Origin of the sequence: Sphingopyxis sp. (assembly GCF_036675685.1) — a bacterium.
Classification (GTDB): Bacteria; Pseudomonadota; Alphaproteobacteria; order Sphingomonadales; family Sphingomonadaceae; genus Sphingopyxis.
In genome coordinates, this window is sequence record NZ_JAKFEM010000038.1 from 22996 (window position 1) to 41498 (window position 18503).

At 65.3% G+C, this 18503-nt stretch carries 19 protein-coding genes; 7 read left to right on the forward strand and 12 right to left on the reverse strand.

Features of this window, described 5'->3' with window-relative positions; translation table 11 throughout:
* Positions 1-111: 111 nt before the first annotated feature.
* Positions 112-489 (reverse strand): VOC family protein, encoded by a 378-nt coding sequence (locus tag V6M50_RS15535; RefSeq protein WP_332819485.1) that lies wholly within the window; start codon positions 487-489, stop codon positions 112-114.
* Complete coding sequence (locus tag V6M50_RS15540) at positions 486-908, reverse strand: MerC family mercury resistance protein (protein ID WP_332819486.1); 423 nt, start codon at positions 906-908, stop codon at positions 486-488. Before V6M50_RS15540 ends, V6M50_RS15535 begins: the two co-directional genes overlap by 4 nt.
* Positions 909-1078: 170 nt before the next feature.
* Here V6M50_RS15540 and thrS point away from each other — a divergent pair, with 170 nt between their 5' ends.
* The 3 genes from thrS to V6M50_RS15555 are packed head-to-tail and all read left to right on the forward strand — an operon-like array spanning position 1079 to position 4700.
* Positions 1079-3079 carry a threonine--tRNA ligase gene (gene thrS, locus V6M50_RS15545; RefSeq protein WP_332819487.1) on the forward strand — a complete coding sequence of 667 codons (2001 nt, stop codon included), beginning with the start codon at positions 1079-1081 and terminating at the stop codon, positions 3077-3079.
* Between the two features lie 32 nt (positions 3080-3111).
* A complete protein-coding gene (locus V6M50_RS15550) occupies positions 3112-3942 on the forward strand; it encodes a metallophosphoesterase (protein ID WP_332819488.1) in 831 nt (276 codons plus the stop codon).
* On the forward strand, positions 3939-4700 hold the full coding sequence (locus tag V6M50_RS15555) for a sulfite exporter TauE/SafE family protein (protein WP_332819489.1): 762 nt from the start codon (positions 3939-3941) through the stop codon (positions 4698-4700). The genes V6M50_RS15550 and V6M50_RS15555 overlap by 4 nt, the downstream gene beginning before the upstream one ends.
* A 230-nt stretch (positions 4701-4930) precedes the next feature.
* On the opposite strand, the gene V6M50_RS15560 is transcribed toward V6M50_RS15555, so the two are convergent.
* Together V6M50_RS15560 and V6M50_RS15565 are read right to left on the reverse strand one after the other, a co-directional pair.
* Positions 4931-7432, reverse strand: coding sequence for an ABC transporter permease (locus tag V6M50_RS15560; RefSeq protein WP_332819490.1), 2502 nt, complete (start codon positions 7430-7432; stop codon positions 4931-4933).
* Positions 7433-8131, reverse strand: a complete 699-nt coding sequence (locus V6M50_RS15565) for an ABC transporter ATP-binding protein (RefSeq protein ID WP_332819491.1) — start codon at positions 8129-8131, stop codon at positions 7433-7435. It lies immediately after the preceding gene.
* 18 nt (positions 8132-8149) lie between these two features.
* Between V6M50_RS15565 and V6M50_RS15570 the strand changes: the two genes are divergently transcribed.
* Positions 8150-8863, forward strand: coding sequence for an arylesterase (locus tag V6M50_RS15570; RefSeq protein ID WP_332819492.1), 714 nt, complete (start codon positions 8150-8152; stop codon positions 8861-8863).
* Between the two features lie 164 nt (positions 8864-9027).
* Here the strand turns inward: V6M50_RS15570 and V6M50_RS15575 are convergent, their stop codons facing one another.
* The 4 genes from V6M50_RS15575 to V6M50_RS15590 all read right to left on the reverse strand — a co-directional run bounded on the left by V6M50_RS15575 (position 9028) and on the right by V6M50_RS15590 (position 12212).
* Positions 9028-9351 carry a YnfA family protein gene (locus V6M50_RS15575; protein WP_332819493.1) on the reverse strand — a complete coding sequence of 108 codons (324 nt, stop codon included), beginning with the start codon at positions 9349-9351 and terminating at the stop codon, positions 9028-9030.
* Between the two features lie 83 nt (positions 9352-9434).
* Entirely contained in the window at positions 9435-9893 is a 459-nt protein-coding gene (locus V6M50_RS15580) for an outer membrane protein (RefSeq protein ID WP_332819494.1), read from the reverse strand.
* Positions 9894-10132: 239 nt separating this feature from the next.
* Positions 10133-11380: a 23S rRNA (adenine(2503)-C(2))-methyltransferase RlmN gene (rlmN, locus tag V6M50_RS15585; RefSeq protein ID WP_332819495.1), complete on the reverse strand. Its 1248-nt coding sequence runs from the start codon at positions 11378-11380 to the stop codon at positions 10133-10135.
* An 88-nt stretch (positions 11381-11468) separates the two neighbouring features.
* On the reverse strand, positions 11469-12212 hold the full coding sequence (locus V6M50_RS15590; RefSeq protein ID WP_332819496.1) for an SDR family oxidoreductase: 744 nt from the start codon (positions 12210-12212) through the stop codon (positions 11469-11471).
* A gap of 113 nt (positions 12213-12325) precedes the next feature.
* Here V6M50_RS15590 and V6M50_RS15595 point away from each other — a divergent pair, with 113 nt between their 5' ends.
* The gene (locus V6M50_RS15595) at positions 12326-12718 is read left to right on the forward strand and encodes a winged helix-turn-helix transcriptional regulator (RefSeq protein ID WP_332819497.1); all 393 of its coding nucleotides are present in this window, start codon (positions 12326-12328) and stop codon (positions 12716-12718) included.
* A 687-nt stretch (positions 12719-13405) separates the two neighbouring features.
* On the opposite strand, the gene V6M50_RS15600 is transcribed toward V6M50_RS15595, so the two are convergent.
* The gene (locus tag V6M50_RS15600) at positions 13406-13735 is read right to left on the reverse strand and encodes a UrcA family protein (protein ID WP_332819498.1); all 330 of its coding nucleotides are present in this window, start codon (positions 13733-13735) and stop codon (positions 13406-13408) included.
* A 151-nt stretch (positions 13736-13886) separates the two neighbouring features.
* Between V6M50_RS15600 and V6M50_RS15605 the strand changes: the two genes are divergently transcribed.
* The gene (locus V6M50_RS15605) at positions 13887-14768 is read left to right on the forward strand and encodes a LysR family transcriptional regulator (protein WP_332819499.1); all 882 of its coding nucleotides are present in this window, start codon (positions 13887-13889) and stop codon (positions 14766-14768) included.
* Here the strand turns inward: V6M50_RS15605 and V6M50_RS15610 are convergent.
* The 3 genes from V6M50_RS15610 to V6M50_RS15620 form a co-directional block, all read right to left on the reverse strand.
* Complete coding sequence (locus V6M50_RS15610; RefSeq protein ID WP_332819500.1) at positions 14765-15457, reverse strand: aspartate/glutamate racemase family protein; 693 nt, start codon at positions 15455-15457, stop codon at positions 14765-14767. The two genes, V6M50_RS15605 and V6M50_RS15610, sit on opposite strands and share 4 nt — an antisense overlap.
* 234 nt (positions 15458-15691) lie before the next feature.
* The gene (locus V6M50_RS15615; RefSeq protein WP_332819501.1) at positions 15692-16468 is read right to left on the reverse strand and encodes a hypothetical protein; all 777 of its coding nucleotides are present in this window, start codon (positions 16466-16468) and stop codon (positions 15692-15694) included.
* An 89-nt stretch (positions 16469-16557) separates the two neighbouring features.
* Complete coding sequence (locus V6M50_RS15620) at positions 16558-17055, reverse strand: hypothetical protein (protein ID WP_332819502.1); 498 nt, start codon at positions 17053-17055, stop codon at positions 16558-16560.
* A gap of 173 nt (positions 17056-17228) precedes the next feature.
* Here V6M50_RS15620 and dnaN point away from each other — a divergent pair, with 173 nt between their 5' ends.
* Positions 17229-18344, forward strand: coding sequence for a DNA polymerase III subunit beta (gene dnaN, locus V6M50_RS15625; RefSeq protein ID WP_332819503.1), 1116 nt, complete (start codon positions 17229-17231; stop codon positions 18342-18344).
* Positions 18345-18503: the final 159 nt, after the last annotated feature.

The window sequence follows — 18503 nt, forward strand, 5'->3', positions numbered from 1 at the left end:
TGATGGGATTACGGTGGCAGGTGCAATAACCGCTAAGCTCTAATTAGGAGATATTGCACCAGTCACCGTAATTGCGCTTTCGCAGGAATGACGAAGGTATCGGGAGGTGGTTCAGCCGATCAACCGGCTCGGCCAGCCGATGCGCACCAGCGTCTCATCGGGATCGGACAGCGCGAATTCATACATGCCCCACGGCTTGTGCGTCGGCGCCTTCACCGGGCCGAGGATCGCATCGCGCACCCGATCGGCCAACTCGTCGACCCGCTCGCTGTAGAGATACAGGCCGAAGGGGTTCTGGTCGCGCTCGGGCCAGGTCGGCTGGCTTTCGTTGGTGAGGTGCAACTGCCAGCCCTTGCCGTCTTCGAGCAGGCGATAGGTTCCATGGTCGCTGATGACCGACAGGCCGAGTTTTTCATAGAAAACGGTGCTGGCGTCCAAGTCGCTGCACGGCAGGATCGCGGCGATATGGTGGCGGGGTGCGTCGGTCATGCGCCGAGCTTAACCCCGGCGGCGCGGTGACGCCAGCGCCAGTTGAACAGGTGCGCCGCGGCAAGGCTCAGCGCACCGGCCGATGTCAGCAACTGGTCGCTGGCGGCTGGATCGGTGACCGCGATCCAGCCCTCATGCGCCGACAGGCCCAGCACCAGCAGCCCAAGGCCCATGGCCGCGAGAATGCCGGGCACCAGCCGCCGATGGTGCCGCCAGCCGTCGGTCATCGCGATCGATGCCGCGGGCAGCGCGAGCAGCAGGATCGCCGCATGCACCCCCTCGGGCAGCGCGATCCAGCGGCTGAGCGCGGGGGCAAGCAGGATGAGGAGCGGCAGCGCGAGGCAATGGACGAGGCAGGTCAGCGAGAGCCCGATCCCCACCAAGTCGGCAAGGCGCGGGCGAGCGGCGGGGAGGCACATGAAGGGGTCTTTCGCGGGAGGGGGTTGCGATGCCAGATAATGATATAATGTATCATTGCAAGGGCTGTGGTGAATCCGCCCCTTGCCGCCCATATCGCATGCTGGCAAAGGGGCGCTGTTTTGGTGCCCTTTTGGCGCCGACCCAACCCGCCAGAAAGGCCGATTTTTCGATGTCCCAGATGATCCGTGTCACCCTTCCCGATGGCTCTGCCCGTGAAGTCGTGCGCGGGACTACCCCGGCCCAGATTGCGGCCGACATCGGACCCGGCCTTGCCAAGGCCGCGCTCGCCGCGAAGATCGACGGCGAGCTGCGCGACATCATGCGCCCGCTCGAGGAAGACACGAACCTGTCGCTGGTGACGAGCCGCGACGAGGCCGACGCGCTCGAACTCGTCCGCCACGACTATGCGCATGTGCTGGCGGAGGCGGTGCAGAATCTGTTCCCCGGCACGCAGATCACCTTTGGCCCGTCGACGGGCGACGGCTTCTATTACGACTTCGCGCCGAGTGCCGAGCGCGGTCCCTTTCGCGACGACGAACTGCCGCTGATCGAGGAAGAGATGCGCCGCATCATCGCCGCCGACCTGCCGCTGACCCGCGAAGTGTGGGAGCGCGACCAGCTGATCGCCAAATGGACGGCCGATGGCGAGACGTTCAAGGCCGAATGGGCCGCCGAACTGCCGCAGGGCGAGGAACTCACGGTCTATCGTTCGGGTGACGGCTGGATGGACATGTGCCGCGGGCCGCATCTGGCCTCGACGGGCAAGCTCGACCCTTCGGCGTTCAAACTGACGCGCGTCTCGGGCGCCTATTGGCGCGGCGACCAGAAGAATGCGCAGCTCAGCCGCATCTACGGCACCGGCTGGCTCAACAAGAAGCAGCTCGCCGAGCATCTCGTCCGGCTCGAGGAAGCCGCGAAGCGCGATCATCGCAAGCTCGGGCAGGAAATGGACCTGTTCCACCTTCAGGCCGAAGCGCATGGGTCGGTCTTCTGGCACCCCAAGGGCTATATGATCTGGCGCGAGCTCGAGGCCTATATGCGCCGCGCGATCGACGGCGCGGGGTATCGCGAGGTCAAGACGCCGCAGGTGATGGATGCGCGCCAGTGGGAACAGTCGGGCCATTGGGGCAAATATCGCGAGAATATGTTCGTCATCCCCGACGAGGTGCCGAATATCGAGGATGAAGGCCCGATCGTCTCCGACGAGGCCGAATGGATGGCGCTCAAGCCGATGAACTGCCCGGCGCATGTCCTGATCTTCCGCCAGGGGATGAAGTCGTACCGCGACCTGCCATTGCGTCTCTATGAAAATGGCTGCTGCCATCGCAACGAACCGCATGGCGCGCTCCACGGGCTGATGCGCGTGCGCCAGTTCACGCAGGACGATGCGCATATCTTCTGCCGCGAGGACCAGATCGTCGACGAGGTTCGCGCCTTCTGCGCGCTCGCCGACCGGGTCTACCGCGAATTCGGCTTCACCTATTCGATCAAGCTCGCGCTGCGCCCCGAAAAGCGGTTCGGGACCGAAGAGATGTGGGACCTGGCCGAGACCGAGCTGCGCGCCGCGGTCGCCGCGGCGGGGCTCGACACGCCCGAATATGGCTGGGAAGAACTGCCGGGCGAGGGCGCCTTCTATGCGCCCAAGCTCGAATGGCACCTGACCGACGCGATCGGCCGGACGTGGCAGGTCGGCACGATCCAGTCCGACCGCGTGCTCCCCGATCGCCTCGATGCGTCGTATATCGCCGAGGATGGCGAGCGCCACCGCCCGGTGATGCTCCACCGCGCGATCTTCGGCAGCTACGAACGCTTCATCGGCATTTTGATCGAGCATTTCGCGGGCAAGCTCCCCGTGTGGCTCGCGCCGGTGCAGGCGGTCGTTGCGACGATCGTTTCGGACGCCGACGATTATGCAAAGGACGCCGTCGCACAGCTCACCGCGGCGGGCGTCCGCGTCGAAAGCGACCTGCGTAACGAAAAGATCAACTACAAGGTCCGCGAGCACAGCCTCGCCAAGGTCCCGCATCTGCTTGTCGTCGGCAAGCGCGAGGCCGACGAAGGCACCGTCGCGATCCGCACCCTCGGTCAGGACGGCCAGCGCATCATGCCGCTAGCCGAGGCGATCGCGATGCTGAAGGGTGAGGCGACCCCGCCCGACCTGCGCAGTTGATCGCGGCGGAGAAGCGTCGCCCGCGCCGGTGGTTGCGCTGGCTGCTGCTGCTGGCGCTCGCCGGTGTGATGCTCCTCGCCAAAGGCTATTGGAACGCGACGCGCGATCCGATGATCCGCACCGCGACGGTCGCGGTCGCCGACTGGCCGGCGGGTCAGCCGCCGCTCAAGCTGCTGTTGCTGTCGGATATTCATGTCGCGGGCCCCGACATGCCGCCTGAGCGGCTGGTCCGGATCGTTGGCGAACTCAACCGGCTGAAACCCGATCTCGTGCTGATCGCCGGCGATCTCGTCAGCGAAAAGCGCAGCGCGACGCATATCTACACCGCCGCCGAAGTCGTCGCGCCCCTCGGCCGCCTTCGCGCGCCGCTCGGTGTCGTCGTCGCGCCGGGCAATCACGACCATTGGTTCAAGCCCGACGCACTGCGCGGCGAACTCGAAAAGCGCAGGCTTCGCGTACTGCAGAATGAAGCTGTGAAGCTCGGTCCCTTGATCGTCGGCGGCGTCGACGACGATTATTCGGGGCACGACGATGTTCCGGCGACGCTCGCAGCGATGGACCGGCTGGGTCCGGGTGTGCCGTTGCTGCTGACGCACAGCCCCGACATCGTGCCCGACGTAAAGCGCCCCGTCGCGGCGATCTTCGCGGGGCACACGCATTGCGGCCAGATCCGTTTCCCGTTCATCGGCGCGCTGACCTATGTTTCGCGTTACGGCGACCGCTTTGCGTGTGGTGACATCGACGACAAGGGGCAACGCGTTTTCGTCGGCGCCGGACTCGGGACGAGCCTGTTGCCGCTGCGTTTCAACACCCCGCCCGACGCGTGGCTGGTCACGCTGAAACCGCAAGCCGCATCCCGATGACCGGCCTTCAAAGCCTCGTTGGCCTCGCGCCGCTCACCGTCGCCGGCGCGGCGGCGATGACCTTTGGCGCCGCCTATATCCGCGGGCTCACCGGCTTCGGCATGGCGATCATCCTCGTGCCGCTGCTCGGCCTCATCGTTCCGCCAGGCGAGGCCGTGGTGCTCGGCATCTTGATGCAGTTGCTCATCGGCCCCGTCGGCATGAAGATCATCCTCGCCGACGCCGACCGCGCGACCGCGGTGCCGATCGCGCTGCTCGCGATGGCGACGACGCCGGTCGGCATGGTCGCGCTCGATGCGACGACCCCCGACGTCGCGCGATTGCTCATCACGCTCGTCGCGGTCGGAGCCTTCGTCGCGGTCCTGCTGCCGAAACAGCCCGAGGGGCATCGGCCGGGGCGCATCGCGATAGCCGGAACGGGCATATCGTCGGGCATCCTCACCGGCTTCGCGGCGATGCCGGGGCCGCCGGTCGTGCCCTTCTACCTGCGCCGCCATCTCGAGCCAAAGGTCGCGCGCGCGTCGATGCTGCTGATCTTCTTTGGCACTGCGATTGCGGGAACGCTTGCCGCGCTTTGGGTCGGGATCGCGACGTGGCGGCTCTTCCTGCTTGCGGCCATCCTGTTCCCGCCGATGTGGCTCGGCAACTATGTCGGCGCGCGCCATTTCGGCCGCGTCCCGCCGCACATCTGGCAGGCGATGGTTGCGATTGTGCTCGGCGTCGCGGCGGTGTCGGCGGTGGTGCGGTTACTGAACTGACGATGGCTTTGGGCGCGAGGTTCGGACGAAAGAATTTCGCACAAAGACACAAAGAGGTCGTGCTTGCCGCGAAGCGGCCTTTATTTTCCAGCGTTGCGACCGGCCGCGCCGGCCAGAAAGAAATGGGCCTGTCGGCCCGAGCCAGCCTCTTCGTGTCTTTGTGTCTTTGTGTCTTTGTGTGAACCAAATATCCTAAGTGCGCACCCCGGCGCACCGCCCGATCGGCGAACTCACAGACTGCGCAGCGCCTGCGCCGGTTTCGCCGATAGCAAGGGCCAGCTCCCCGCGATCCCGATCAGGAACGACAATCCCGCCCCACCGAGCAAGGTCGCGCCGACGATGAAGGGATCGGGCGCAAAGGTGAAATCGAACAGGCTGACGACAACATAGCGCGCCGCGATCAATCCGAGCCCGAGTGCCAGCACCGCGAGGATTGCCGCGAGCACCGCATATTCCATCGCCTGCGCGCCCAAGATCTGCCCGCGCGTGGCGCCGAGCAATTTCAGGATCACGCTGTCGTACACCCGCCGCTCGCGGCTCGCCGCGATCGCGCCGATCAGCACCGCGATGCCGGCAAGGATCGCGATGCTCGCCGCAGCGGCGATCGCCTGGCTCATCTGGGTGAGCAGCGTGGTCACTTGGCTCACCACGTCGCGCACCGCGATCAGCGAGGCCGAAGGGAAGGCGCGCGGGATGCTGCGCGCCAGTTCGACTTCGGCCTTGGGGTCGACCGCCACCGTCGCGACCATATTATGCGGCGCCGCGTCGAAGGTGCCCGGCGAAAAGACGAGAACATAGTTGAGCCCGAAATTATCCCACTGCACCGTGCGCAGCGAGGCCACCTTGGCTTGCACCTCGACCCCCAGCACATTGACGCTCAGCGTGTCGCCGATCTTCAGCCCCAGCGATGCCGCGACTTCCTCTTCGACGCTGACCAGCGGCGGCCCCTTGTAATCGGCCGCCCACCATTGGCCACTGACCAGCTCGCTGCCGTTTGGCAGGGCCGGGCTGTACGTCAGCCCGCGGTCGCCGCGCAGCACCCACGCGCCCTCGGGCAGCTCGGCGAGTTCGTCGACGCGCTGGCCGCGAAATTCGGTGACGCTGCCGCGCAGCGCCGGGATCATGTTGATCTGCGCATCGGACGCCGCCTTGGTCACCATGCCGCGGAACTGCGTCGCGGCATCGCGCGGCACGTCGAGCACGAAAAAGCTCGGCGCGCGCTGCGGCACCGTGCGCGCAATCTCGGCGGTGATGCTCGTCTGGATCGCCGCGAGGGTGACGAACAGCGTCAGCCCCAGCCCCAATGCCACCACCAGCGCGCCCGTCGCCGCACCGGGCCGGTGCAGGTTCGCGAGCGCGAGGCGGAACAGCGGCCGCTTCGGACGCGGCAAGCGGCTCGCGGTGCGGCGCACCAGCCAGCCGAGCCCGACGAGGATCAGCAACAGGCCGATCGCCGCGCCGATGAAGCCCAGCGCGAACAAAGGTTCGCGTGCGGTGCCGACCGCCAGCGCGACGATAGCGACCAGCGCGAGGGCAACCGCTACCAGCGCTGGCCGGTCGATCCGCGCCGCGCGGTCGACGGTGGCGCGATACAGCCCCGCTGCGGGCACATGCTTTGTCGCCGCGAGCGGTGGCAGCGCGAAAGCGACGGCGATGAGCAGGCCATAGGCCGCGCTGACGGCGAGCGGCAGCGGATAAAGCGCGAACCCCGGCCGCACCGGCAGCACGTCGCCCGCAATCGCCCCGATCGCGAGCGGTGCGACGGCGCCGACGATCAGCCCGGCGAGAATCGAAACCGCCGCGACCGCCAATATTTGCAGGCCATAGATGCGCAGCACCGTCGCGCTGTCGGCGCCCAGCACCTTCAACGTTGCCAGCCCAGGGCGCTTGCCCGCGAGGTAGCTCGCGACGCCGTTACCGACGCCGATCCCCGCGATCACCAGCGCGGCGAGCCCGACGAGCGACAGGAATTGCCCCATGCGTTCGATAAAGCGCCGCGTTCCCGGCGCGCCATTGCTGCGGTCGGTGATGTCCCAGCCCGCTTCGGGGAATTCGGCGGTCAGCGCCTTGCCGACCGCTTCGGGATTGGCGCTACCCGGCAAGCGGACGCGATATTTGCTCTCGTACAGGCTGCCAGGCTGGATCAGCTGCGTCGCGGGCAGGTCGGGGAGGCCGATGATCGCGACCGGGCCGAGGGTGAAGCCTTCCCCTAACCGGTCGGGTTCCTCGGCGATGATGCCGTCGATCCGGAACGTCTTTTCGCCGAACTTGACGCTGCCGCCGACCTTGAGGTCGAGGCGCGAGGCAAGATCCTTGCCGATCCAGATGCTGCCGGCTGGCGGCCGCCCTTTGCGGACGCCATTTTCCAGCCGTAGCGCGCCATAGAGCGGATAGGCGCCATCGATCGCCTTCAATTCGGACAGCAGTGCATCGCCGCCCGGCGCATTCGCCATCGCGCGCATCCGCACCGTCGCCGACGGGGTGCCGACGCGGTGGAAGCCCGCCATTTCCTCTGGCGTTGCCTCGCGTTGCGGCAGGCTGAATTCGACGTCGCCGCCGAGGATCGTCTGCCCGCGCGCTTCGAGTTCGGAGGTGATGCCGCTCGTCAGGCTGCCGATCGCCGCGAGCGTCGCGACGCCGAGGAACAGGCACACGGCGAGCAAGCGGAGGCCCCGGATACGTGTCGCAAGGTCGCGGCGGGCGATCCGCCAGAGCGTGGCGAGCGGGAGCATTTAGGCTGCCCGCTCTTCGATCTTGCCGTCGTGCATCACGACGACGCGATCGCAATGCTCGGCGAGTTCGGGGTCGTGCGTGATGATCAGCAGCGTCGCCCCGAGCGCCGCGCGGCGCGCGAAGATCAGGTCGATGATCGCATGCCCCGTCGCGGTGTCGAGGTTGCCCGTCGGCTCGTCGGCAAAGATGATCGCGGGCTCGCTCGCCATCGCGCGCGCGATGGCGACACGCTGCTGCTCGCCGCCCGAGAGCTGCGCCGGATAATGGGTGAGGCGATGGCCGAGGCCGACCGCTTCGAGTTCGGCAGCGGCGCGACCGAACGGATCGCTTATCCCCGCCAGCTCCAGCGGCACCGCGACATTTTCGAGCGCGGTCATTGTCGGGAGCAGGTGAAACGCCTGCAACACGATGCCGATCCGCCCGCGCCGCGCGCGAGCGAGGTCGTCCTCGTCCATCGTGCCGAAATCGAGTCCCGCGACGCGGATGCTCCCGCCATTGGCGCGCTCGAGTCCCGCGAGCACCGCCATCAGCGAGCTTTTGCCCGATCCCGACGGCCCGAGCAGCGCGACCGAAGCGCCCGCGGGAACCTCGAGGTCGACGCCGCGTAAAATTTCGACGGGGGCCTTGTCGCTCCCCAAAGTCAGCGTCACATTATGGGCGGCGATCGCCAGATTTGGCGAAGGTCGAGCGTCGGGCAAGGAGAGGACCCTTTGGAAATGAGAACGACCGGATGGCGCTCTTACGCTTTATATGGTTGCGCCATCGCGCTTTGCCAACCGCTCGCCGCGTGCGGATCGGCGGAGACCCCGGCGGCTTCGACCAACGACAAGGTTGCGGCGAAAGCGGGGCCCGCGATTCCCGCCGACGCGCCGCTCGTCATCGCTTTCGGCGACAGCCTTTATGCCGGCTATCAGCTTGGCCCGAAGGAAGGGCTTTCGCCGCAGTTGCAGGCCGCTCTGAGCGAGGATGGCGTGGTCGCGCGCATCCAGAATGCCGGCGTATCGGGTGACACCACCGCTGCGGGACGCCAGCGTCTGACCTATGTGCTCGACAATGCAAAGGCGAAGCCCGCGCTCGTCGTCCTCGGGCTCGGCGGGAACGACATGCTCCGCGGGATCGGCCCCGACCAGACGCGCGCCAATATCGACGCGATGCTCGCCGAACTGAAAAAGCGCGAGATTCCGGTGCTGCTCACCGGCATGATGGCGGCGCCCAACCTCGGCAGCGACTATGCGAAGAAATTCAACCCCATCTATCCGGAGCTTGCGGCCAAATATGGGGTGAGCTTCTATCCCTTCATCCTCGACAATGTCGTCACCGACAAATCGCTGATGCTCGGCGACAATATGCACCCCAACGCCAAGGGGGTGAAGGTCGTGGCCGAAGGACTGGCGCCGCTCGTCGAACAGGCGCTGCCGAACGCGGAATAGGGCGCCATGGCTTTTTACAACCATTCGCCCTGAGCTTGTCGAAGCCTGTCCTGAGCGCCTGCAAGGCAGTCGAAGGGGGCCGTTCTTTCTTTCTGCCGCAGTGGAAAGAGAGAGAAGAACGGTGCTTCGACAAGCTCAGCACAAACGGGAAAGGGGGTGGTGTCTCAATTCCCCCGCGGCCCGAACAGGATGATCGCCGCGCCGCCCAGGCACACCGCCGCCCCGATCAGGTCCCAGCGATCGGGCTTTGCGCCCTCGACCGCCCACAGCCAGACCAGCGCGGACACGATATAGACCCCGCCATAGGCGGCATAGGTCCGCCCGGCATGCTCGGCGTCGACCAGCGTGAGCAGGTAAGCGAACAGCGCGAGCGCCGCCATTCCGGGGGCGATCCACCAGATGGGCTTGTCCAGCCGCAGCCACGCCCAAAAAGCGAAGCAGCCCGCGATTTCGGCCAGCGCCGCACCGATATAGGCCAAAGCCGTCATCGGCTCACCGTGGCCGGGTTGCGGGCAAATGAAAAGGGGCGACCTTGCGGCCGCCCCTTCCTGTATCATCGCTGTCCGAAGGATCAGAAAGCGAAGCCGACGCCGACCGCGAAGGTGTCGAAGTCGTCGAAGTTCTCGATGAACTGGTGACGATATTCGGCCTTGGCGTAGACGTTCTGGCCCAGCTTGTGCTGGTAACCGGCGCCGACATACGGATCGTCGATCTGGCCGAAGGTGTAGCCGCCGTTGGCATAGAGCTTGCCGTTGGCGCCGACCTTGGCACCGGCGCGGGCGCCCGACGAGAACTGGACCTTGGCGCCGTCGATCAGCACCTTGTCGCCAGCGACTTCGGCGCCAACAAACGCGCTCGAGCCGAGGTCGAAATCATAGCCAGCCGCCGCGCCAAGCGTGGCGTCGTCAAGGCCGCTGCCGGTGACATAGCCGCCGCGCACTTCGACGCGGGCTTCGCCGCCTTCGGCCGCCATGGCGGGGGTTGCAACGATGGCCGTCAGGAGAGCGGCTGCAACTGCGAATTTCTTCATGTTATCTTCCTTTACTCTTACATGGCCACGCCCTTTGGGTCGCGGTCCACGCCGTAAATGGCGATCGCGGCTGTCGCTGCAATGAACGGATCGTTCAGAATGTGACAATTTTCTTACCTGTGTTATTTTTACCACACAGTATAGAATAGGTATGCAGCCGCAATGCGCGAAATTCGGCGACTTTTGAACAGTGTATCGATGGTGGAAACGGGGCGCAGAAGCCCCGCGCGGTCGCTGGCTTAACCCAGTGCGGCCTGTTTTTCCTCGGCGATGCGGTCGAGTTCGGCGCGGGTCGGCTTGGTCGCCGCGCTCTTGAGCTGGCCGCACGCGGCCATGATGTCGCGCCCGCGCGGGGTGCGGACCGGCGCCGAAATCCCGGCCTTGAAAATCAGGTTGCTGAACGCGCGTACCCGCTCGGGGGTCGAACATTCGTACATCGCACCGGGCCAGGGGTTGAAGGGGATCAGATTGACCTTCGCGTGCAGGCCATATTCCCTGATCAACCGGACGAGCTCGCGCGCATCCTCGTCGCTGTCGTTCTTGTCCTTCAGCATCACATATTCGAAGGTGATGCGCCGCGAATTGCCGGCACCCGGATAGTCGGCGCACGCCTGCAGCAGTTCCTCGATGCCATATTTGCGGTTGAGCGGCACGATCTCGTCGCGCACTTCCTTCGACACCGCGTGGAGCGAGACCGCGAGGTTGACCCCGATCTCTTCGCCCGCGCGCGCCATCATCGGCACGACGCCGCTCGTCGACAGCGTGATGCGGCGCCGCGACAGCGCGAGGCCGTCGCCGTCCATCACGATCTTCAGCGCACCCTTGACCTCGTCGAAATTATACAGCGGCTCGCCCATGCCCATCATCACGATGTTGGTCAGGATGCGGCCGTCGGCGGTATAATGACCGCCTTCTTCGTCGCCGTCGTCGTCCTCGGGATCGGGACCAAAGCCCGCCATCGTCCCCTTGGGCCATTCGCCCAGTTCGTCACGCGCGAGCATCACCTGCCCGACGATCTCACCCGCCGCGAGATTGCGGACGAGCCGCATCGTGCCGGTGTGGCAGAAGCGACAGTTCAATGTGCAGCCGACCTGGCTCGACACGCACAAGGTTCCCCGATCGGCGTCGGGGATGAAGACCATCTCATATTCCTGGCCATCGGCGGCGGCGAGCAGCCATTTGCGCGTGCCGTCGCTCGACACTTGCGCCTGCCGCACCGTCGGGCGGCCGATGATGAAGCGGTCGGTCAGCCACGGGCGCATCGACTTCGCGATGTCGGTCATCGCCTCGAAATCGGTGACCCCGCGATGATAGATCCAGTGCCAGATCTGCTTGGCGCGCAGCTTCGCGCCCTTGGCATCGAGCCCCGCCTCGACGAGCACCCCGCCGATCGCGTCGCGCGTCAGCCCGACAAGGTCGATGCGGTTGCCGCCGCGCAAGGGGACGGTGCCCGTCGTGACGGGGTCGATATGGCCGGGAATCTGCATGATGGCCGGCCATATAGGGGGGAAGGGGCAAAAGCGCAATTGCGCCGAAAGATCCTCCCCGTGCGTGCGGCACAGGGAGGATCGATCATCACAGCGAAGCCAGCATCCCCAGAACCTGCGGTACCGTCCCGTTTGCCTCGGCATTGCGCAGCGGCAGGACGTTCTGCACCAGGATTTCCTCAGGCGTCGGCTCCAACGCGAACAGCGCCATTACCTCGTCGGCGAAATCGTCGAGCGGCATATAGCCCTCGCGCGTCGACTGGCCGGGCGTCAGGTCGGTGCGCACCGCGGGCGGCGCCAGCTCGATCACCTCGACCTTGCCCGCGAGCTGGATACGCAGCGCGACCGAATAGCTGTGCATCGCGGCTTTCGTCGCCGAATAGGTCGGCGCCTTGGGGAAGGGGACGAACGCCAGCCCCGACGTCACATTGACGATCGCGCTGCCGTCCTGCGCCGCCAGATGGTCGACCAGCGCATCGGTCAGCCGGATTGGGCCGAGGATGTTGGTGACAACCGTCGCTTCGGCTTCGGCCAAATCGCGCTTGGTGCTGGCATCCTCGGCGCTCATGATGCCGGCATTGTTAACCAGCACGTTGAGGCCCGGGTGCTTGGCGACGATCTCTTTCGCAAAGGCCGCAATCGCAGCCGCATCGGTTACGTCGAGCACGACCGCCGACATGTTCGGTCGCCCCGCGATCGCGGCGTCGAGCTTCGCGGCATTGCGCCCAGTGATGATGACGGTGTTGCCGGCGTCGTGCCAGCGCTGCGCGAGCGCGAGCCCGATGCCCGAACCCCCGCCGCTGATAAGAATGGTGTTGCCTGTGGTTTTCATGTTTGCCTCCTTTGGGGGTGGTGAGAAGGCCTAAATATTCCTATACTCTCCAAAAGAAAGTAGGCACCTGAAAGTGCCATAGTTACCCAAGAGAGAGTATTGAGTTTTCCGCCATGCCCACGCCCGAGAAAATTTCCTACGACCCGCACGCGCCGGTCGATCCGCGCGTCGAAACGCTCGTCAACGAACTCATCGGCCGAGTCGCCGACAAATGGACTCTACTCGTTCTCGAGGAGTTGGAGGATCACGGAACCTGCCGCTTCACCGAATTGTCGCGGCGCGTTCCCGGCATCAGCCAGAAGATGCTGACGCAGACATTGCGCCAGATGGAGCGCGACGGACTTGTGGTGCGCACGGTGCACCCGGTCGTCCCGCCCAAGGTCGAATATTGCCTTACCGACCTCGGCCACAGTCTGGGCGAAGCCTTTTGCGGCGTGTGGGTCTGGGCGGAAGCCAATCTGGAAAAGGTGGCAAGGGCGCGATTGGCGTTCGACGCGCGGGGGTAAGGTCCAGGCAAATTCGTACGTTACGATCGGAAACGGCCCTATCCACCATCGGCACCCCGGACTTGATCGGCGCATATTCCCTTGAGACATGTAAGATCGCGTTCCCCGGCGAAAGCCGGGGCCCAGGCCAGGTAGCGCTGTCCCATCTGGACCCCGGCTTTCGCCGGGGAACACTACTTGCTCAAAAGGGATATACGCCGACTTGATCCGGGATCCATGAAGCTATCGTTGCGCAATGGATCTCGGATCAAGCCCGGGATGACGAAGGCAAGAAGCGACCATTAGTGGACGTTGCCGCGATCGAGAAAACGGGCCATACCTCGCCGGTAACGGTCGGAGTATAAAGATGAATTGGCGTCAAAACTTAACGCTAGTCTGCATGACGATCCTCGCGACACGAGGTTTGTTAAAGTGGTTCGGAGACGACTTTTTGATGATTCTTGTTGGTATTGGCGTCGCCGTCGTCATTGGATCTAGAATCCGCGATTACATCAAATCGAAAAACGCTCAGAAGCAGGTCGGGAGCCTGTAACAAGGTTCGTCCGCTTCCCACGTCAAAGCCATCGTTCCGTCACGAGCGGACCTTCCGACCTTCGGGCGGCACACAATCCAATAGCAAGCCGGGACTATGACCGTGCCCGAATCATAGCCCCGGCTTTGACGGGCCCTGCAACTTGGGCCCGCCGATCATTTCCGGATCGAGCTGACCTGGATCAGCTGATCGCGCGATGCGTTGGCGATCACCTGCTCGGCCTGCGCCGAGGCAAGGAGCCGGGTATCCTTGCGGCATTGCCGCACCTCGTTCTTGCCCGTGAGGTCGAAATCCGGAGCCTTGCCGCACACCGCGACGACGGCGCGCCAGATGCGGCGGTCGAGGGCCTTGGTCCCGGCCTCGGTGCGCAGGTCGAGGTCCTTGTGCTGGACCGCCGCGGTTTCGCTCGCGGGCGTGGTCTGGGCGAAAACAGGCTGGCCGAACGACGCGGCAGCGAGGGCGGCGAGGATCAAAAGCTTTTTCATCTTGTGTCTCCATCGGCCGGCTGGGGAGGAGGGGAGGAAGCCGGTGGAACGCAAATAATCGATCGCCGACGCCGAAAGGAGCAACGAGTTTGCGCGACCATTCTGCAAAATTGCAGAATGCCGCAAAGGCCATTATGACGCAAAAGACATCATGTACGATTGGAACGACCTCAAAGCCTTTCTCGCGGTGGCGGAGACCGGCAGCACGCTATCCGCCGCGCAGGCGCTGCGCGTCAGCCAGACCACCGTCGCCCGGCGCGTTTCCGCGCTCGAGGAGGCGACGGGCCTCAACCTGTTCGAGCGGCGGCAGGCGGGTTATGCGCTGACTCCGGTGGGCGAGGCGATGCTGGCGAGCGCGGTGGCCGTGCGCGATGCCGCCGATCGCTTCGGCGACGCCGCGGGCGCGCGGTCGCGCGATGCGGGCGGCACGGTCAGCCTGACGACGATGGAAATTTTCGCGGTGACCATCCTGCCGCCGATCCTGCGCGATCTTCGCGCCGTGCATCCCGGGATCCATATCCATCTCGACACGTCGGACGAGCCGCGCGATCTGGCGGCCGGCGCGGCGGACATCGCGATCCGCAGCAGCAAGCAGCCAAACGGCGCAGGCCTCGTCGGGCGGCGTATCGCCGACAATCCCTGGACCCTTTATTGCAGCCGCGATTATGCCGACCGTCATGGCATCCCGCACAGCCGCGAGGAGCTCGCCACGCACCCCTTTATCGGCGGCGGCGGTTCGGTCTGGGAACCCTATCAGGCCTGGCTGCGGCAATACCGGCTCGAAGATTCGGTGGTGATGCAATATGATAGCGGATCCGGCCTGCTCGCGGGCGTGCGTTCGGGTATGGGCCTCACCATATTGCCCGCCTTCATCGCCGAGCGCGAATCCGATCTCATCCGCTGCATCCCGCCCAAGACCGAGGATACCACGGGCCTGTGGCTGCTGACCCACGAACGGCTGCGCCATGTCCCGCGGGTGCGCCTCGTCCTCGATTTCCTCGCCGCCGAACTGACGAAGCTTGCGCGCAGCTAGGGTGTCAGCGCCGCGTCGATGGCCGCGTCAACGTGCAGCGCCAGCGTATCGAACAGCGGGACCGTGCTGTCCTCTGCGCCGACTAGCAGCATGATTTCGGTGCAGCCAAGGATGATCGCCTCGGCGCCGCGATCGACGAGCGCGGTGATCACGTCGCGGCATCGGCCGCGTGACGCGTCGTTGACCACGCCCTGCACCAGCTCATCGTAAATGATGCGGTGGATCGTCTCGCGACCTGCATCGTCAGGGACGATAACATCGAGTCCCGCTTTCGCCATGCGCCCCGTCAGGAAATCCTGCTCCATCGTGAAGGCCGTGCCGAGCAAGCCGACGCGGCTGAGGCCCGCCGCCTTGATCGCCGCCGCAGTCGGGTCGGCGATATGGATCAGCGGGACAGAGGAGGCGGCCTCGACCGCCCCCGCGCAGCGGTGCATCGTGTTCGAACAGATCAGCAGTATGTCGGCCCCGCCACGCGCGAGCATATCGGCCGCCTCGACCATCGCGCGATCGAGCGCAGGCCAGTCGCCCTGCGCCTGCAATTCGGCGACCGGCGCGAAATCGAGCGAGTGCATCAATATGTTCGCGGCATGCAACCCGCCCAGCCGCTCGCGCACCTGGCGGTTGAGCCGCCGGTAATATTCGGCCGAGCTTTCCCAGCTCAGCCCGCCGATCAGACCTATCACTTTCACCTTGTCGTTCCTGCCGCCCGAAAATCGCTGTCCTACAATATTTCGCGGTTCTAGCCTTCCCGGCAATGACGCGCGACGTAGCTTTCCTCCTGACAGATATACGCGCCCTTCCTTTCGCGGGGGAACAAGACGAACCTCCGCTCGAAGGGCAAATTCAGCGTGAAGTTGCGCAGAAATCCGCCACTTTCCGCGACCATCTTCAACGGATCGAAGGGCACCCCGATGCCGCGTCGATTAACCGGTCGGTGCCGGGCGGCTGCCGATCGTCGCGGCAGGGGCGGCGCTTGCGCATGGCACAGCCTGCCGCGTGGGTCCGCCCAGCCGGATCGTGACGGTCGTCCCGTCGAAGGCGACCGCTGCCGCGCCATTGCCATAACGGCCTTCGCCCAGCCGCGCGAGGGGGCGCGGCGCGATCGACGATGGGACGACGAGCCGGCCGTCGGCGCCCAAATGCATCGGCACCAGGCCCAGCGGCGCGGGACAGCGGAGCAGCCAGGCATTGACCGGCTGCGCGGGCGATTCCGGGGCTGTATAAAGCCGATTGCGAAGCTTGAGCTCGCCCCGCGAATATTGCCATCCCACCGCCGCTGCCGCCGCCACTACGACAAGGATCGCAGCAACCGTTCCAAACTGCCGCAACCGGTCGCGCCAGCTGCGCCGGATTGGCGGCGCCAGCAATTCCGTCAGCCGTTGCTGCGCGGTGGCGATCGGCTCTCGCGCCGCCTTGTCGTCGTTGATCCACCAACTGGCGCCATCCGCCGCGACGCCGATCCGTACCCCTCCCGCCATGATGAGCAGCAGCCCGCCGTCCGCCGGCCATTCGAAGCGCGAATCGAGGTTGATGGCGCGCAGGTCGATCAGCGTGGCGCCCGTTGCGGCGTCGCGGACATGCGCGCGACGCTGCTCGGAAATCTCGTGGATGTCGCGGGGATCGAAATCGCCGATCGTTTCAAGCAGAAGCCGTCCATCGGGCGAGCAATGCCGCTCGATTTCGGTGGCGCGAATCCACATGCCCATGCTCCCGTCCCAAACCCCGCCGCTGTTCCGAATGTGATTTCAGAGTAAAGTCGCGCAGGTTTCCGTCACTTTTCCAAACCGCCTCAACGCAATCGTGCACACCCCAATGCCGCCGCATCGATCGCCGTCGCGGCACCGCGCAGCCGATAGGTATCGGCAATGGCTCGCCCCGTCGCGGTGCTGCTCTCGACGCTCATGCTCGGTGCCGACCGCATCGCGGCGACGATCGCGGCGTCCATGCGGGGATCGCTCGCCCAGCCGTGCGCGCCATTGCCGGTCAGGATGAAGCGGCGGGCACCGATCGTCAGGCGCAGTTCGCGCTCTGGCCCGCGCGCCTTCGACAGGCGGACATAGAATTGCCCGCGGATACGCGCCTTCGGCCAGGTGCCGACGCTGGCATAGGCCTTGACCTGCGGCGTCCCGATCGTCGCGGACGGGGCGGCGAGGGCGTAGCAGCGCGGCGCCCCCGGATCGCGGAAGGCGCCCCAGCCGTCGAAGATGCCGAGCGCGGTCGGTGCGGCCGCCAGCGCCGCGGCGGGCATCGCCACCAGTATCGTGAAAAAGAAGGCCCAGCGCCGCATCGCGCTCTCGTTCGCGCGATTGGGGGTGCTTTGCAAGCATGGCTTGCACGTGCCGACGCGTGCGTTAAGGAAGGTGGACATTTTCAGGGGCCGGGAATCGGGGTGCGAATCGCCTCCGATGTCTGCGCCCTTCAGGGACTTCTCCCGCGAAACACAGGGATGGCGGATTTAGAATGAAAGCGACGATCGAACGCGCAGTGTTGTTGAAGAGCCTCGGCCATGTCCAATCGGTGGTCGAACGGCGCAATACGATCCCGATCCTCTCGAACGTCCTGATCGAAGCCGATGCGTCGGGCCAGCTCAAATTGATGGCAACCGACCTCGACCTCCAGGTCGTCGAAACGATCGCGGCAAAGGTCGAAACGGCAGGCACGACGACCGTGTCGGCGCACACGCTGTTCGAAATCGCCCGCAAGCTGCCCGAGGGCGCCGAGGTCAGCCTCGCCGCGGCCGAGGGCAAGATGCAGGTCAAGGCCGGCCGCTCGAACTTCAACCTGCCGACGCTGCCGCGCGACGATTTCCCGGTGATCGCCGAGGGCGACCTGCCGGTCAATTTCGAGCTGCCGGTCGCTGAACTGATCCAGATCATCGACAAGACGCGCTTCGCGATCTCGACCGAGGAAACGCGCTATTACCTCAACGGCATCTTCCTGCACGTTGCCGAGGATGCGTCGGGTCCGGTGCTCAAGGCCGCGGCGACCGACGGCCATCGTCTCGCGCGCTACACCGTCACCCGCCCCGAAGGCGCATCGTCGATGCCCGATGTCATCGTGCCGCGCAAATGCGTCACCGAAATCCGCAAGCTGCTCGACGAGGCCGAGGGCAATGTCGAAATCAGCCTGTCGGCGACCAAGATCCGCTTCCAGCTCGGCCATGCGATCCTGACCTCGAAGCTGATCGACGGCACCTTCCCCGACTACAGCCGCGTCATCCCGACCGCGAACGACAAGCTGCTCAAGGTCGATCCCAAGAGCCTGTATCAGGGCGTCGACCGCGTCTCGACCATCGCCAGCGAAAAGACCCGCGCGGTCAAGGTCGGCCTCGACAAGGATCGCATCACGCTGTCGGTGACCAGCCCCGAAAACGGCACCGCCGCCGAAGAGGTTGCCGCAGCCTATGACAGCGAGGCGATGGAAATCGGCTTCAACGCCCGCTACCTCAGCGACATATTGGCGCAAGTCGATGGCGACACCGTCGAATTGCATTTGGCCGACGCCAACGCCCCGACGCTGATCCGCGAAAGCGAAAAGAGCCCCGCGCTCTATGTCCTGATGCCAATGCGGGTCTGATCCGTTAAATGGGGATTCTCTCCAACAGTCGTTCGTCCTGAGGAGGGGCTGAGCGAAGTCGAAGACCCGTCTCGAAGGACCAAGCGCGGCGCCAGCGTCCTTCGAGACGCCATTTCGGCTGCGCTCAATGGCTCCTCAGGACGAACGGAATTTTTGTGC

Excerpts from the sequence above, each read along its gene's own strand:
- V6M50_RS15580 (WP_332819494.1), bottom strand. The coding sequence starts at position 9,893 with ATGAAGAAATTCGCAGTTGCAGCCGCTCTCCTGACGGCCATCGTTGCA.
- V6M50_RS15575 (WP_332819493.1), bottom strand. The coding sequence starts at position 9,351 with ATGACGGCTTTGGCCTATATCGGTGCGGCGCTGGCCGAAATCGCGGGC.
- V6M50_RS15555 (WP_332819489.1), top strand. The coding sequence starts at position 3,939 with ATGACCGGCCTTCAAAGCCTCGTTGGCCTCGCGCCGCTCACCGTCGCC.
- V6M50_RS15605 (WP_332819499.1), top strand. The coding sequence starts at position 13,887 with ATGTACGATTGGAACGACCTCAAAGCCTTTCTCGCGGTGGCGGAGACC.
- V6M50_RS15570 (WP_332819492.1), top strand. The coding sequence starts at position 8,150 with ATGAGAACGACCGGATGGCGCTCTTACGCTTTATATGGTTGCGCCATC.
- V6M50_RS15620 (WP_332819502.1), bottom strand. The coding sequence starts at position 17,055 with ATGCGGCGCTGGGCCTTCTTTTTCACGATACTGGTGGCGATGCCCGCC.
- thrS (WP_332819487.1), top strand. The coding sequence starts at position 1,079 with ATGTCCCAGATGATCCGTGTCACCCTTCCCGATGGCTCTGCCCGTGAA.
- rlmN (WP_332819495.1), bottom strand. The coding sequence starts at position 11,380 with ATGCAGATTCCCGGCCATATCGACCCCGTCACGACGGGCACCGTCCCC.
- V6M50_RS15535 (WP_332819485.1), bottom strand. The coding sequence starts at position 489 with ATGACCGACGCACCCCGCCACCATATCGCCGCGATCCTGCCGTGCAGC.
- dnaN (WP_332819503.1), top strand. The coding sequence starts at position 17,229 with ATGAAAGCGACGATCGAACGCGCAGTGTTGTTGAAGAGCCTCGGCCAT.
- V6M50_RS15560 (WP_332819490.1), bottom strand. The coding sequence starts at position 7,432 with ATGCTCCCGCTCGCCACGCTCTGGCGGATCGCCCGCCGCGACCTTGCG.
- V6M50_RS15540 (WP_332819486.1), bottom strand. The coding sequence starts at position 908 with ATGTGCCTCCCCGCCGCTCGCCCGCGCCTTGCCGACTTGGTGGGGATC.
- V6M50_RS15615 (WP_332819501.1), bottom strand. The coding sequence starts at position 16,468 with ATGTGGATTCGCGCCACCGAAATCGAGCGGCATTGCTCGCCCGATGGA.
- V6M50_RS15595 (WP_332819497.1), top strand. The coding sequence starts at position 12,326 with ATGCCCACGCCCGAGAAAATTTCCTACGACCCGCACGCGCCGGTCGAT.
- V6M50_RS15590 (WP_332819496.1), bottom strand. The coding sequence starts at position 12,212 with ATGAAAACCACAGGCAACACCATTCTTATCAGCGGCGGGGGTTCGGGC.
- V6M50_RS15600 (WP_332819498.1), bottom strand. The coding sequence starts at position 13,735 with ATGAAAAAGCTTTTGATCCTCGCCGCCCTCGCTGCCGCGTCGTTCGGC.